Raw genomic sequence first — 14548 nt, 5'->3', positions numbered from 1 at the left:
GGCAGTCCTCCCTACAGTTCGAGACACTTGAAGCGCTTCACGTGCGCTCATCGCTCCGGCCGCCCGGAGTCCGTGATTCAAAGGAGAATCCCTTGCGCCCACCTGCTTCCCGTGCCCGGAGGAGGGCCTACGCGACGACCACGGCCGTGGCCATCGCCGTGGGCTCGTTCGCCCTCCCTGCCCACCCCGCGGTCGGAGCCACGGCCGCCGGTCCGTCCGTGTCCGTCACCTACAGCTCGTCCGACGGGAGCGATGAGCTCGCGAAGCAGGACGACCTCACCTTCACGCCTATCAGCGGGGCCGGCGTCACGACCATCGGCGTCGATCCGACGATGACGGGCCAGACGTTGGACGGGATCGGTGGATCGCTCGAGTCGTCGAGCGTCTACAACATCACGCAGCTCTCGCCCACGAACCGGGACGCCGTCATGGAGGCCCTCTTCGATCCCCGCACCGGCAACCGGTACGACCTGATGCGACTGTCCTTCGGCTGCCCCGACTTCTGCGCCGAGGACTTCTACACCTACGACGACCTGCCCGAGGGTGAAGTCGACCCGGAGCTGGAGCGGTTCTCCATCCAGAAGGACATCGACGCGGGGATCATCGATATCGCCCAGCAGGCGCTCCGCATCAACCCGGACGTCGAGTTCTTCGCGTCGGCGTGGAGCCCGCCGGCGTGGATGAAGGAGAACAAGAGCCTGAACAACGGCGGTTCCGTGCTGCCCGAGTACTACCCGGCACTGGCCGACTACTACCGCCTCGCGATCGCGGCGTACGCGGAGCAGGGGATCCCGATCACGGCCGTGACGGTCGCCAACGAGCCGCTCGTCGTGCCGGACTACCCGTCGTCGTCGTGGACGTGGGAGCAGGAGCGGGACTTCATCCCGCATCTGCGCCAGGCCCTCGACGAGGTGTCGCCCTCCACCGAGATCTGGATCCAGGACGACAACTGGTGGACGACCTCGCAGTTCGAGAACATCCTCAAGGACCCGGTCGTCGGCCCGATGGTGGACGGCGTGGGCGTGCATGACTACGACGATGGCGACGTCACGCAGGCGACGGGCATCGTGGACCGGTACCCGGGGGTCGAGGTGCGCCTCACCGAGCGGTCGTACTACGACGTCAAGGGGATGGACCGCCTCGTGCAGCTGTTCCGCAACGACGTGAGCAGCTGGACGTACTGGCTGACCTTCCTCGACGAGGACGGCCTCCCGAACGCGGGTCCCCTGGACGGCGATTCGTTCCCGCAGCAGATCGGCGCACCGCACGGCGACCTCGACTCCTACTACCTCGATCGGGACTACTACCTCTACGCGCAGTTCTCGCGCTTCCTGGACAACGGGGCCGTCCGGATCAGCAGCGATCCCGGGTCGCCCAGCACCGTGACGAACGTGGTGTTCCGCAATCCCGATGGGGAGCACGTCGCTGTGGTCGTGAACCAGACGGACTACGACCAGCAGTTCCGGATCGCGACCTTCGACGGCCAGGCCGTGGACACGATCCCGGCGGCCACGGTCGGCACCTACACCTGGACCCCGGCGAACGAGGAGCTCCCCCGCGACGGGTGGACCGCCGGCGCCAGCCTGCAGGAGTGGGGCGCGGCCTCGATGCTCGACGGCGACGCCGGCACGGCGTGGCGGAACTTCACGGCGCAGGCCGCGGGTCAGAGCATCACGCTCGACATGGGCGGCCGCACGCCGATCGACCAGCTGAGCCTCGACTCGGGGACGCTCGAGGGCGGCGCCAGCTCCAACGACTGGCCGCGAGGCTACGAGGTGACCGTCTCCGACGACGCGTCCAGCTGGAGCGACCCCATCGCGACGGGCCGCGGCACGAAGCGGTTCACGAACATCGCGTTCCCGACGGTCGACACCCGGTACGTCCGGGTGAGCCTCACGGCTGCGGCGCCCGCCGCCTACTGGTCGGTCGCGGAACTGCATGCCTTCGCCGGAGCGCCGGTCGATCCGTCCGTCACAGTGACCACGGACCCGGCTGCGCCCCAGGGCGCGAACGGCTGGTTCACCGACGCCCCCGTGCGCGTGTCGCTTGAGCTCGAGCAGGGATCGCGAGCGGGGACGCTCGAGTACGCCTTCGGGGATGTCTGGTCCCCGTACGCGGGACCGATCACCGTGGACGAGGACGGAGCGCACGCCCTCAGGTACCGCGTCCTGCGTGACGGCGAGGAGGTCCCCGCGGCCGGCGGGTCCGTCCGGGTGGACATCGATCGCGTCGCGCCCGTCGCGTCCGCGGCCCTCGACGCGCCTTCTCGCGCGGTGTCGATCAGCGCCACGGACGCCGGTTCCGGCATCGCCGCGGTGGAGTACCGGGTCGGCGACGCGGGTCCGTGGACGCCGTACTCGGCGCCGGTCCCCGTCGGCGACGGGGCGGCCACGATCGGATTTCGGGCGACCGACGTCGCGGGGCTCGTCTCGCCCGTCGCTCGCATCGCCGTCCCGTCCGCGTCGGCGGGTGTCGTGCAGGTCTCCGCCCTCTCGAGATGCGTCGGTACGAAGGCGTACGTGACGGTCACCGCCACGAACACCTCTACGGCGAAGTCGAACATCACGCTGAGGGCCCTGAGCGGGAAGCAGCAGTTCTGGAACGTCGCCCCGGGACGGACCGTCTCCTACCCGGTCAGCTCCACGAAGTCGTCGATCGCCGCCGGAACAGCCTCCGTCACCGCAGTCGCCTCCGCCAAGGGGTCCGTAGCGTCGACCGTGACCGCGGCCTACGCGGCCATCAGCTGCAAGTAGCCCACCCTGCTCGCCCTCCCGCCCTCGAACATCGGAGCTCTCATGAACGGATCAGCGGCCTCTCGTGCCATCTCGCGTCGGACGGTCACGGCGGGCCTCCTGGGAGGAGCGGCCACCGCTGCTCTCGGCCCCGTGCAGACCGCCCGCGCCGCGGGCGAGGGCGACTGGGTCACCGTCTGGGAGGACGGCTTCGGCGGTGGCGCCCTCGACGCCGGGTCCTGGAGCGCCATCGTCGGCGGCGGGCAGACCGACCTCCGTGACCAGCAGTACAACGACGCGTCGATGGTGATGCTGGACGGGCAGAACCTCGTCCTCAAGGCGCGGAAGGAGCCCACGAACGGGTTCGCGTACCGCGCCGGGAGCATCACCACGCGCGGCAAGCGCGTCCTGGGACCGCATGGGCGCCTGACCACCCGGCAGTACCTCACGACAGGAACAGGCGTCGGGGTGGGCGTCTGCCTGTTCGGCGAGGACATCGACGCCGTCGGCTGGCCGCAGTGCGGGGAGATCGACGCCACGGAGATCGCCCTGGGCCGCCCCGGCGCCCCCTTCGGGTCGATCCACGGGCCGGGGTACTCCGGCGCGTCGCCCATCTCCGGGACCTACACCGGTCCGCTCGACTCCCTGGCCGGCCGCTGGGTCGAGCACACGCTCGAGTGGTCGTCGTCGGAGATCACCTGGGCCATCGACGGCCAGGTGTACCACTCCGCCACGCCCACGGATCCGCGCGCCGCGGGGGGCTGGCCGTTCGATCAGCCGTTCTTCGTGCAGCTGGTCGTCACGGTGGGGTCCTGGGCGAGCGGTGAGGTGGATCTGGCGGACTGGCCGGTCGCCGCCGACGGGGTGCCCGAGTTCAGCGCGGTCATCGACCTCATCCGCTTCGAGCAGCGGTCTGCCTGAGAGCTGAGTCGTCAGGAGGCGCCCCCAGGAATCGCCTCCGCGACGAGGGCCGGCGCTGGGAGCACCGGCCCTCGTTCACGCGGTGACGAGGGCCTCCGCCACGGCCGCGGTGAACACGTGCTCTCCGGGGCCGACGATGTGGGTCGACCCGTCGGGCAGCAGGACGTCCCCGCTGGTGCCGATGGGTAGCGTCACGGTGAGGTGCATGGTGGTGCCGACGATCCTCCAGGAGGACGACGCCGATCCGTACGGCGAGAGGTGCCGGGCGCTCGCGTGGCGGAGCCCGCCGCCGGGCCGCGGCGCGAAGCGGATGCGTCGCCAACCCGGTTCGGCCGGGGCGAGCCCGGCGATGGTGCCGTGCATCCAGTCGGCGACGGCGCCGAGGGCGTAGTGGTTGAAGCTCGTCATCTCGCCGGGGTTCACGGTGCCGTCGGGCAGCATGCTGTCCCAGCGCTCCCAGATGGTGGTGCCGCCCATGCCGACCGTGTAGAGCCAGGACGGGCAGGAGCGCTCGAGCAGGAGGTCGTACGCCGCGTCCGCGTGGCCGGTCGAGGTGAGGGCGCCGGTCACGAGGGGTGTGCCGGCGAAGCCGGTGGCAATGCGGTTGCCGGCCTCGCGGACGAGCTCGGCGAGCCGGTCCCCCGCACGCTCGGCGGCATCGCCCGTGACCAGGCCGAACTCGATGGCGAGGGAGTACGCGGTCTGCGCGTCGCTCGTCATGGTCCCGTCGGGCAGGACGTACGCGCGCCGGAACGCATCGCGCACCTCATCGGCGACGCGGGCGTAGTGCGCCGCGTCGTCGTCGAGCCCGAGGACCTCGGCGGTACGGGCGAGGTGCAGCGTCGACTGCGCGAGGTACGCGGTGGCCACGAGGTAGCGGTCCGTGGAGGCGTCAGCCGGGTCCTCGGGCGGCGCGGCCGGATCCAACCAGTCGCCGAGTTGGAAGCCCTCGTCCCAGAGCCGGTCGGGGCCGGCCAGGGAGACGATGAGGTCGACCCATGCCTTCGCGGACGGGTACTGCTGTGCGAGGACGCCGGTGTCGCCGAAGCGCTCGTACAGGACCCAGGGGGTGAGGACGGCGGCGTCTCCCCAGACGGCGCCGGGCTTGATGGGCTCCCACGAGGGTCCGCCTGGGATGCGCGGGATGAACCACGGGACGGTGCCGTCGGGGAGCTGCTCGATGGCGAGGTCCTGGAGCCAGGATCCGAGCATGCCGGAGCAGTCGTAGAGGAAGGAGGCCGTCGGGGCGAAGACCTGGATGTCGCCGGTCCAGCCGAGCCGCTCGTCGCGCTGGGGGCAGTCGGTGGGGATGTCGACGAAGTTGCCGCGCGTGCTCCAGAGGACGTTCTCGTGCAGGCGGTCGAGCTCCGGGTCGGAGGACGCGAACCAGCCGGTGCGCTCCATGTCGGTGTGGCAGACGAGGGCGGTCACGGTGGAGGCGTCGAAGCCGTTCGGCGCCCCGGTGATCTCGGCGTAGCGGAACCCGTGGATGGTGAAGCGCGGCTCCCAGGTCACGGAGCCGGTGCCGGCAAGGGTGATGCTGTCCTCGGCGGCCGCGATGCGCAGCGTGCGGCGGTAGAGCTCGCCATCCTGGATGACCTCCGCGTGTCGGAGGGTGACGACGTGCCCGGCCGGGCCGTCGACCGTGAGGCGGAGACGTCCGACGAGGTTCTGGCCGAAGTCGAGGAGCAGCGCGCCGGATGCAGTGCGGCGCACGTCCACGGGGGCGAGTTTCTCGATGCGGCGCACGGGCGGCTGCTCCGTCGCGACGAGGGTCCCGGGGTCACGCGCGCCGACGGCTACAGGCGCCCATTCCCTGCCGGCAGATGCGGGCGTCGACCACGCGAGGTCGTCGAGGCGCTGGTCGTAGCGCTCCCCGTCGTAGAGGCCGCTGAAGGTGATGGGGCTCGGGCCGGCCTCCCAGTCGGCGTCGGTCGCGATGCGCTGGATGGTGCCGTCGGTGAGGGTGATCTCGAGCTGTCCGATGAACGAGAGGTCGGTGCCGTAGAGGTCGTGGTAGCCGCCGTTGAAGCCGAGCCGGCCCCGGTACCAGCCGTCGCCCAGCCAGGCACCGATCATGTTGTCGCCCTCGGCCACGAGGTCGGTGACGTCGTAGGTGCGGTAGCGCAGACGTGATCCGTAGGAGGTCCAGCCGGGCGCGAGGACGTCGTCGCCGACGCGTGTGCCGTTGATCTCGGCCTCGAAGACGCCGTGGGCGGTGGCGTGGAGGCGGGCGGAGGCGATGGGGGCGTCCACGTGGAAGCGCCGGCGCACGCGTGACGGGCGGCGGTCGGTGCCGGCCCCCTCCGGCCAGCTGCCGCCGACGGGAGCGGCCGACCAGTCGGACGGCTGGAGGAGCCCGGTCTCGAGGGCCGTCGGTGCGCTCCACTCCCCCGTCGTGCTGTCCTCGCCGTGGAGCCGGATCCGCAGGTCGACCCGATCGCGGCTGGCCAGCGCCGGGAACGGCCAGGGCACGAGGACCTGGTCGGCCGAGCGGACGACTGCGGTCAGGGGTTCGTCGGTGCCGCGGCGGAGCTCGATCTCGTAGGCGGCCTGTCGCCAGCCGTCGGGCGCGGCGGTGCGCCAGCTCAGGCGGGGTGCCGGGGTGCCGACTCCGAGCGGTTCCCGGAGGTGCTCGATGCGGATGGGCCCGTCGATGTGCGCCATGCCTCAGCCCTTGACCGCGCCGGCGGTCAGGCCCTTCTGGACCTGCTTGTTGAGGAAGAGGTAGATCACGAGGATTCCGATCACGTTGAGGCAGATGGCCGCGAAGAGCGGGCCGTACTGCACCGAGCCGAACTGGCCGGTGAAGTTGAGGAGGCCGACCTGCAGGGTGCGCAGGGAGCCGGAGTTGGTGAAGGTGAGGGCGATGAGGAGGTCGTTCCAGAGCATGAAGAACTGCACGAGCCCGACCGTGAAGAGGGCGTTCCGCACCATGGGCAGGCCGACCAGGAAGAACGAGCGGATGATGCTCGCCCCGTCGAGGGTCGCGGCCTCGAACACCTCGCGCGGGACGGCGCGGAAGAAGGTCGCCATCAGGAACACGGTGAGCGGCAGACTCGTCGCGGTGTAGGTGATGATCAGCGGCCAGAGAGTTCCCGTGAGCCCGGTGCGGAAGTACGCGGCGAACAGCGGCAGCAGGATCATCTGCGTGGGCACCATGATCCCGGCGAGGAAGGTGAGCAGGATGGCGCCGCGGCCCTTCCAGACCAGCACCTCCAGCGCGAACCCGGCCATCGAGCCGAGGAGCAGGACGAGGAAGAGCGACGGGATCACCGTGACGACGGAGTTGAACGCGTACTGCGCGAAGTTGCCCGTCGTCCAGGCGAAGACGTAGTTGTCGAAGTTCCATTGCTGCGGCAGCATCCAGACGGGGTTCTCGAGGAACTCGGTCTGGGTCTTAAAGGAGCCGAGGACCATCCAGATCAGCGGTCCGACGACGATGACGAGCAGGAAGGCGACGAGGGCGCCGCTGACGATGCGGCCGAGCACCCGCCGCGGCGACACAGGTCGGCGGCTGGGACGGGTGGCGGGACGGGGTGCGTCGATGCGCGGCTGTGCGGTGGTGGTCATCGGTCAGCCCTTCGTGGTGTCGCGTCGGTTGGCGCGGAAGATGACGACCGTCACGGCGAGCGAGACGATCGTGAGGAGGAAGGCGACCGTCGATCCGTAGCCGTACTGCCCGTAGCGGAAGGCGGTGTCGAACATGTAGATCGTCAGCGGGCTGGTCGAGGTGCCGGGGCCGCCGTTGGTCAGCGCGAGGATGCTGTCGAAGACCTTCAGCGTCCCGTTGATGGAGAAGATCAGCGAGGAGATCAGCACGGGCAGCGAGAGCGGCAGGACGATGCGCCGGACGAGGCCGAAGCCGGAGGCGCCGTCGAGGCGCGCGGACTCGAAGATCTCGTCCGGGATGTCGAGGAGGCCCGCGTAGAGGAGCACGCCGTAGAAGCCCATCGAGCGCCAGACGTCCATGACGATGATCACGAGGAACGCGGTGCCCCCGTCCCCGAACCAGTCGGTGGACGACAGGCCGATGGCGTTGAGGAACGTGTTGACGAGGCCGTTCTGCGGGGCGATGGCGAACATCTGCTGGAAGAGCAGCGCGACCGCGACCGTGGGCAGGACGACGGGGAAGAACACGAGCGTGCGCACCGAGCTCGACCACCTGCGGAGGACGAACACGTACGTGAGCGCGAGGAGGTACCCGAAGCCGACCTGGAGGACGGTCATCACGATCGCGTACCGGATGGTCAGCAGGAGGGCGTCCCTGACCCGGGTGTCGGAGAGGAGCTCGGCGTAGTTCTCGATGCCGGAGAACTGGAAGCCGATGATGGCGTTGCCGGAGGTGAAGGTGTACCCGATCGAGACGATGATCGGGACGAGCATCACCACGCTGTAGATCAGCAGGGCGGGTCCGACGAGGATCAGGGTCGATCGCCGGTCTCCGAGGAGGGGGTTCATGGGCTGCCTTCTGTGCGGATGTGCGCGTGGAGGCGCGGCTCACGGCGGTGCCGTGAGCCGCGCCCGGGTCGATCAGTCCAGGTCGCCCTGGACCAGCGTCATGAACTGCTCCGCCGTGATGGCGCCGGTCACGAGCTGCGCGGCGTTCTGCTGCGAGGTCGTGGTCGCCTGCGCGGAGAAGTACGCCTCGAACCACGGGACGGTGGTGTCCGTGGAGGAGATGAGGTCGCGGACCTCGGTGGTCAGCGGCGACGTGGGGACGTCGCCGTCGACCGTGAACCCGGAGATGCGGCTGCTGTCCTGCAGGGCGACCGTGCCGTAGTTCTCGGTGATGCACTTCACCCAGGCGCGGCTGTCGTCGTTCAGCGCCGACTCGTTGATGGTGAAGGGCAGGCCCACGTTGGCGACGAGCTGGCTGCTGTCGCCGGCGCCGCCGTCGACGTCGGGGAACGGCAGGAAGCCGATGTTCTCCTCGCCGACCTTGTTGGCCTCCGGATCGGCGATGTTGCTCAGCAACCAGCTGCCCATGTAGATCATGGGCGAGCTGCCGTTGAGGAACTGGTTGAGAGAGGTGTCGTAGTCGATGGATCCGACGCCCTCGCCGAAGTAGCCGGCGGCACCGAGGTCGGCGACCTCCTGAGCGGCGGCGACGTACTCGGGATCGGTGAGCTTCGCGTCACCGTCCTTGACCTTCTGCAGCGCATCGGGGCCGAGGTCGCGCTCGATGTAGTTGCCGATGAGGCGGGTGAGGGGCCAACCCTGCTCGCCGCTGGCGGAGAACGGCACGACGCCGTCGGACTCGAAGGTCGCGGCAGCGGCCTTCAGGTCGTCCCACGTCTCGGGGACCGCGATGCCCTTCTCCTGGAACTGGGCCTTGTTGTACCAGACGCCCTCGATGTTGTACTCGGTCGGCAGCACCACGAAGTCGCCGTCGTAGAGGGACTCGACGGTGGATCGCGCCGCGGGCTCGATCTTGTCGGAGACACCCAGGTCGTCGAAGAGGGTACTGAAGTCGGCGCCGCTGCCGGCCTCCTTCAGCTGGAGGGTGAGCTCGCTGGTGTCGACGGCGTACATGACGGGGAGCCCGCCCTGGCCGGCGAGGAGCTGGACCTGCTGGTTGAGGTTCGTCTGCGGCACGGTGTCGACCTTGAGCGGCATGGCCGCCTGCTGGGTCTTGCACGCACCCTCGGCGAGCGTCTGAAGGGTTTTAGGGACGACCTCGTTCTCGACGTTGCCGAGGACGGTGAACTCCGTGGGAGCGGCGCCCCCTCCGCCGCCGGCGCACGCGGACAAGGCCAAGATGGTCACGCCCGCTGCGGTGACCGCAGCAGCCCGACGAGCTGACTTGAGCAACATTCCTCCTTGAATGGCTGGGCGCTCCAGAAGTTGAAGCGCTTCAAAGTAAGTCACGGCGACGCGGCTCTGTCAAGTTCCGATCCGGTCACGGCGAGGTACGCTCGGCAGCACCATGACGGTCTCCTCCTCGACACCTCCGCGCCGGGCGCCGCTCATGTCGGACGTGGCCAAGCTCGCGGGCGTGTCCATCGGGACGGTGTCGAACGTGCTCAACAGCCCGGCGGCCGTCCGGGCCAGCACCCGCGACCGCGTGCTCGACGCGATCTCCACGCTCGGGTTCGTGCCCAACAGCACGGCACGCAACCTGGCGGCCGGCCGGGGGACGGCGATCGGCTTCATCGCGGTCGACCTCGGCAACTCCTACTTCCTCGACATCTCCCGCGGCATCGAGCAGGAGGCCGACTCGATCGGCCGCCGCGTGCTGCTCGCGAACTCCGACGTCGACCTCGGCAAGCAGACCGCGCACCTCGAGCTCTTCGAGCAGGCGCGGGCTGCCGGCATCGTCCTCGCCCCGTTCGACGGGCCGCTCGACGAGGTGCAGACGCTCCGCCGACGCGGCTCGCGGATCGTCTACGTGAACTGGCCGGGGGTCGACGGCGAGAGCTGCGGCGTGGTCGTCGACGAGGTGCTCGGAGGCGAGCTGTCGGCGCAGCACCTCATCGACCAGGGACGGACCCGCCTCGTGTTCGTCGGCGGGCCGCTCAGCCTCACCGCCGTGCGCGACCGCTTCGAGGGGGCGTCGCGCGCCGTCCGGGCGGCGAGCGGCGTGACGCTGGAGCTCCTGACCACGCCCAAGCTCACCGTGCAACCGGGCATCGCGCTGGGTCGGGAGATCGCCGGGAGGGCGCCGGCGTCGCGCCCCGACGGCATCGTCTCCGCGTCCGACGCCGTCGCCGCGGGCATCGTGCAGTCGCTCCTCGTGGAGGGGATCCGGATCCCCGAGGACATCGCCGTCGTCGGCTACGACGACAACCACTTCGCCGACAGCACGCTCCTGCCGCTGTCCACGGTCGGCCAGCCGGGCCTGGAGATGGGGCGGCGGGCGATGCGGCTGCTGGCGGAGGAGATCACCTCGCCCGCGGACCACGTGCACGAGACCGTGACGCTCTCGCCCCGGCTCATCCAGCGCGCGAGCAGCGGAGGGCGCTGAGCGGCACACCCGCCGGACGCGCACGTCGTCGGCCTGGGCCCCTGTCCGCTGGCCGCACGGATCCGGTCACTCGCCGCACCCGGTGGTTCGCTGGCGAGGACGCCCGGCACGGGACCCGCCCGCCGCCTGCGCGTCCGCCGACGAAGGAGTCCGCCATGCCCGACATCACCAAGGTCACCGTCCTCGGAGCCGGGGTGCTCGGCGCGCAGATCGCGTTCCAGGCCGCGAACCACGGGAAGACCGTGACGAGCTACGACGTGGACGACGCCGCGCTCGAGGCCGCGCGCGGGCGGCTCGACGCGATCGTCGCGCAGTTCGTGTCCGAGTCGGGCGAGGAGACCCGGGAGTCCGCGACGGCGGCCGCCGCGGGGATCACGCTGACGAGCGACCTCGCCGCCTCCGTCGCCGACGCCGACCTCGTGATCGAGGCGGTCCCCGAGCGCCTCGACCTCAAGCAGGACGTCTACCGGCGCATCGCCGAGGCCGCGCCCGAGCGCACGGTCTTCGCCACCAACTCGTCGACGCTCCTCCCGAGCGCGATCGCCGACTCCACCGGCCGCCCCGACCGCTTCCTCGCGCTGCACTTCGCGAACCATGTGTGGCGGCAGAACACGGCCGAGATCATGGGCACCGAGCGCACGTCGCCCGAGGTGTTCGACCGGGTCGTCGCGTTCGCGGAGGAGATCGGCATGGTCCCGATCCCGCTGAAGAAGGAGCAGCCCGGCTACGTGCTCAACTCGCTGCTCGTGCCGCTGCTCGACGCGGCCGCGGGCCTCCTGCTGAAGGGCGTCGCGGATCCGCAGACCATCGACACCACCTGGCGCATCGCGACCGGCGCGCCCCTCGGCCCGTTCCAGATCTACGACGTCGTCGGCCTCCGCACCGTCCACGCCATCGCCGCGGCGAGCGACGACCCGGGCGCGCAGGCGTGGGCTGCCCACCTCCAGAGCGAGTACATCGACCAGGGCAAGCTCGGCGTGGAGTCGGGCGAGGGGTTCTACGCGTACCGGTGAGGCCACGGGCCGACGACGGGCCCCGCCCCGTGGATCCGCCAAGCTGGTGATCCCGGCAGCGGACCACCCGCCGCCGACCCGCGAGGAGGGCACCGCATGATCACCCTGGCCGCCGCATCCGCCATGGCGCTCGTCGCCCTCGGCATGGTCCTCACGCCGGGCCCGAACATGATGTACCTGGTCTCGCGCAGCATCAGCCAGGGGCGTCGCGCGGGACTCGTCTCGCTGGCCGGCACGGGCGTGGGCTTCGTGATCTACATGACAATGGCCAACGTCGGCCTCGCCGCCGTGTTCGTGGTCGTCCCGTGGCTCTACACGGCGCTCAAGGTCGCCGGGGCGGCGTACCTGCTGTGGCTCGCGTACTCGACGCTGCGCCCGGGCGGCGCCTCCGTCTTCGACACGCGCGACCTGCCCCGCGACTCCACCGCGAAGCTCTTCCGGATGGGGCTCGTCACGAACCTGCTCAACCCGAAGGCCGCGATCATGTACCTCGCGCTGATCCCGCAGTTCGTCGACCGGGCCGCGGGCGACGTCGTGGCGCAGGGCTTCCAGCTCGGGGCGGTGCAGATCCTCGTGAGCCTCGCGGTCAACGCGGGGATCGTCCTCGCGGCCGGCTCGATCGCCGTGTTCATGCGCGGTCGGCCCCGGTGGATGCGCTGGCAGCGCTGGGCCACCGGCGGGCTCCTCGGCGCGGTCGGCCTGAAGCTCGCCGTCGAGGCGCCGGCGCCCGCCTAGGTCCGGACCCGTCCGGGAGGATCCGGCTACCGCGGACCCGGCGCCCCGCTCGCCGCGAACGACCGCGCCGCGCGCGTCACCGCCTCCGACAGCGCGTGCATCGCGGGCGTCTCGACGCGGCGGGCGAGGGTGGCGAGGTAGATGGTGCGCGCCGGGATCCGGTCGGCCGGCCGGAACGACACCGCCCGCACGTCGTCCCGGTGCGACGCGAGCGCGAGCCGCGGCGCCATCGCGATGCCGACGCCCGCCGCCACCATCGCCTGCACCTCCTGGTAGTCGTACGCCTCGTACGCCACCTCCGGCGTGATCCCCGCGGCCGCGCAGCTGCGGTAGAGCACGTCGGCCGCCGGGTGCCCGCCGTTGCGCGTGATCCACGACTCCCGCCGGAGCGACCGGAGCGACACCCCGTCGCGGATGGGGCTGTCGGCCGCGACGAGCAGCATCGTCTCGTCCTCCACGAGCTTCCGCAGCGCGAGGTGCTTCTCGGTCTCCTCGGTCCAGGCGTAGCTCCACAGCAGCGCGAGCTCGACCTCGCCGGAGCTGAGCTTGTCGATGAGCTCCGGCCGCAGCGCCGACTGCACGCGGATCTCGATGCCCGGCCACGCCGCGTGCGCGTCCTTGAGCGCATCCGCCAGCAGCGATGCGCTCACGGTGGGGAAGGACCCGAGCCGCACGGTGCCGTGCTCGAGCCCGCGGATCGCCTCGAGCTCGCCCTCGGCGGCGCGCAGCTCCCGCCGCACGGTCCGCGCCTTCGCGGCGAGGACCTGGCCCGCCTCGGTCAGCCGCATGCCGCGCGGGAGCCGGTCGAGCACGGGCTGCCCGATGAGCTGCTCGAGCTTCGCGATGCGCTGCGACGCCGCCGAGGTGGTCATCCGCGAGCGGGCCGCGCCGCCCGTCAGCGTGCCGGAGTCGACGACGTCGAGCAGCAGATCCAGCGTGACGAGGTCGAAGGAGGCCATGCCGCGACTTTAGCTCAGCTGAACAGGGGCGTAGGAGATCGAGATTTTGCTCAAGGCGCCGGGTTCATAGCGTGAGGTCATCGACGACGACCAGGAGGCCTCGTGAGCATCCCCGCCACCCTCATGCGCGGAGGGACCAGCAAGTGCTGGCTCTTCGACCGCGATGCCGTCCCGGCCGACCGGGACGCCCTCGCCGAGCTCCTCATCGAGCTGTTCGGCGCCGACGACCCGCGCCAGCTCGACGGCGTCGGCGGGGGCACCTCGGTCACGTCCAAGGCCGTCGTCGTCGGCCGGAGCGAGGAGCCCGGCATCGACGTCGACTACCTCTTCGCGCAGGTCGCGATCGGCGCGCACGTCGTAGAGTGGGGCAGCAACTGCGGCAACTGCGCGACGGCGGTGGCCCAGTGGTCGGTCGAGCGCTTCGGTCTCGCCGGCTCGGACGACGCGCCCACCACCGTGCGGATGCGGAACCTCAACACCTCCGCCGTCGTCGTCGCGCAGGTCGCCGGCGCCGCGGCCGGTGAGGTCTCGGTGCCGGGCGTGCGGGGATCCGGCACCGCCGTCGACCTCGCGTTCGTCGACCCGGCCGGATCCACGACCGGCGCGCTCTTCCCGACCGGATCCGTGCGCGAGGAGCTCGTCGTCGACGGCGCCGCCTACGAGGTGACCATGGCCGACGCTGGGGCGCCCGTCGTGCTGCTCGCCGCGGCCGACCTCGGGCTGCCCGCCGCCGCGACAGAGATCGAGATCCTCGCCGCCGTGCCGCTGCTGCGCCGGATCCGCGCGCACGCCGCCGTCGCGATGGGCATCGCGCCGAGCGTCGAGGCCGCGGGCGACGCGGTGCCCAAGGTCGGCGTCGTCGGGCCCGCCGTCGACCACGTCACCACGCTCGGCCAGGAGGTGCGCGCGGCCGACCACGACGTCTCCGTCCGCATGCTCTCGATGAACGCGGCGCACCCCACCATCGGCCTCACGAGCGCCGTCGCCCTGGCCCTCGCGGCGCGCGAGCCGGGCACCGTGCTCGAGAGCGTGGGCGTGGATCCGGCCACCTCGCCCCTCCGCCTCGGCACCCTCGGCGGCCCGCTCCGCGCCGGCGTCGAGGTCGACGCCGCAGGCACCCGGGTCCTGCTCCAGCGGGCGGCCCGCCGCCTCGCGGACTCGGAGCTGCTCACGCACCACGAACCCATCCCGCTCGCCCCCACCCGCTGACGCGTCCCGCGT

The 14548-nt window shown here is 71.1% G+C and carries 11 protein-coding genes; 6 read left to right on the top strand and 5 right to left on the bottom strand.

The annotated features are described in order from the left end of the window. Window positions 1-146: 146 nt before the first annotated feature. Both JOE38_RS11295 and JOE38_RS11290 read left to right on the top strand, forming a co-directional pair. The gene (locus JOE38_RS11295; RefSeq protein WP_204576372.1) at window positions 147-2753 is read left to right on the top strand and encodes an OmpL47-type beta-barrel domain-containing protein; all 2607 of its coding nucleotides are present in this window, start codon (window positions 147-149) and stop codon (window positions 2751-2753) included. Between the two features lie 42 nt (window positions 2754-2795). Next, on the top strand, window positions 2796-3653 hold the full coding sequence (locus JOE38_RS11290; RefSeq protein WP_204576371.1) for a glycoside hydrolase family 16 protein: 858 nt from the start codon (window positions 2796-2798) through the stop codon (window positions 3651-3653). Between the two features lie 75 nt (window positions 3654-3728). Here the strand turns inward: JOE38_RS11290 and JOE38_RS11285 are convergent, their stop codons facing one another. The 4 genes from JOE38_RS11285 to JOE38_RS11270 all read right to left on the bottom strand — a co-directional run bounded on the left by JOE38_RS11285 (window position 3729) and on the right by JOE38_RS11270 (window position 9407). Beyond that, complete coding sequence (locus JOE38_RS11285) at window positions 3729-6320, bottom strand: glycoside hydrolase family 78 protein (protein ID WP_204576370.1); 2592 nt, start codon at window positions 6318-6320, stop codon at window positions 3729-3731. 3 nt (window positions 6321-6323) lie between these two features. Further along, window positions 6324-7226, bottom strand: coding sequence for a carbohydrate ABC transporter permease (locus JOE38_RS11280; protein WP_204576369.1), 903 nt, complete (start codon window positions 7224-7226; stop codon window positions 6324-6326). Between the two features lie 3 nt (window positions 7227-7229). Next, complete coding sequence (locus JOE38_RS11275; RefSeq protein ID WP_204576368.1) at window positions 7230-8114, bottom strand: carbohydrate ABC transporter permease; 885 nt, start codon at window positions 8112-8114, stop codon at window positions 7230-7232. Between the two features lie 72 nt (window positions 8115-8186). Further along, window positions 8187-9407 (bottom strand): ABC transporter substrate-binding protein, encoded by a 1221-nt coding sequence (locus JOE38_RS11270; protein WP_239544814.1) that lies wholly within the window; start codon window positions 9405-9407, stop codon window positions 8187-8189. 175 nt (window positions 9408-9582) lie between these two features. Here JOE38_RS11270 and JOE38_RS11265 point away from each other — a divergent pair, with 175 nt between their 5' ends. From JOE38_RS11265 to JOE38_RS11255, 3 genes are all read left to right on the top strand, one after another. After that, the gene (locus tag JOE38_RS11265; protein WP_204576366.1) at window positions 9583-10620 is read left to right on the top strand and encodes a LacI family DNA-binding transcriptional regulator; all 1038 of its coding nucleotides are present in this window, start codon (window positions 9583-9585) and stop codon (window positions 10618-10620) included. A gap of 155 nt (window positions 10621-10775) precedes the next feature. Beyond that, window positions 10776-11633, top strand: a complete 858-nt coding sequence (locus JOE38_RS11260; protein WP_204576365.1) for a 3-hydroxyacyl-CoA dehydrogenase — start codon at window positions 10776-10778, stop codon at window positions 11631-11633. A 96-nt stretch (window positions 11634-11729) separates the two neighbouring features. Next, window positions 11730-12368 carry a LysE family translocator gene (locus tag JOE38_RS11255; RefSeq protein ID WP_204576364.1) on the top strand — a complete coding sequence of 213 codons (639 nt, stop codon included), beginning with the start codon at window positions 11730-11732 and terminating at the stop codon, window positions 12366-12368. A 26-nt stretch (window positions 12369-12394) separates the two neighbouring features. Here JOE38_RS11255 and JOE38_RS11250 read toward each other — a convergent pair whose 3' ends face one another. Then, a complete protein-coding gene (locus JOE38_RS11250) occupies window positions 12395-13327 on the bottom strand; it encodes a LysR substrate-binding domain-containing protein (protein WP_204576363.1) in 933 nt (310 codons plus the stop codon). Window positions 13328-13429: 102 nt separating this feature from the next. On the opposite strand from JOE38_RS11250, the gene JOE38_RS11245 reads away from it, so the two are divergent. Then, a complete protein-coding gene (locus JOE38_RS11245) occupies window positions 13430-14536 on the top strand; it encodes a PrpF domain-containing protein (protein ID WP_204576362.1) in 1107 nt (368 codons plus the stop codon). Window positions 14537-14548 lie beyond the last annotated feature (12 nt).

Source organism: Clavibacter michiganensis (assembly GCF_016907085.1).
In the GTDB taxonomy this organism is placed as follows: domain Bacteria; phylum Actinomycetota; class Actinomycetes; order Actinomycetales; family Microbacteriaceae; genus Clavibacter; species Clavibacter michiganensis_O.
The sequence above is the reverse complement of the archived record's forward strand: the minus strand, read 5'-3'. Positions and strand labels throughout refer to the sequence as shown.

Bases quoted from the DNA above. Each gene is read 5' to 3' on its own strand.
- JOE38_RS11265 (WP_204576366.1), top strand. From the start codon at position 9,583: ATGACGGTCTCCTCCTCGACACCTCCGCGCCGGGCGCCGCTCATGTCG.
- JOE38_RS11285 (WP_204576370.1), bottom strand. From the start codon at position 6,320: ATGGCGCACATCGACGGGCCCATCCGCATCGAGCACCTCCGGGAACCG.
- JOE38_RS11275 (WP_204576368.1), bottom strand. From the start codon at position 8,114: ATGAACCCCCTCCTCGGAGACCGGCGATCGACCCTGATCCTCGTCGGA.
- JOE38_RS11255 (WP_204576364.1), top strand. From the start codon at position 11,730: ATGATCACCCTGGCCGCCGCATCCGCCATGGCGCTCGTCGCCCTCGGC.
- JOE38_RS11280 (WP_204576369.1), bottom strand. From the start codon at position 7,226: ATGACCACCACCGCACAGCCGCGCATCGACGCACCCCGTCCCGCCACC.
- JOE38_RS11290 (WP_204576371.1), top strand. From the start codon at position 2,796: ATGAACGGATCAGCGGCCTCTCGTGCCATCTCGCGTCGGACGGTCACG.
- JOE38_RS11260 (WP_204576365.1), top strand. From the start codon at position 10,776: ATGCCCGACATCACCAAGGTCACCGTCCTCGGAGCCGGGGTGCTCGGC.
- JOE38_RS11250 (WP_204576363.1), bottom strand. From the start codon at position 13,327: ATGGCCTCCTTCGACCTCGTCACGCTGGATCTGCTGCTCGACGTCGTC.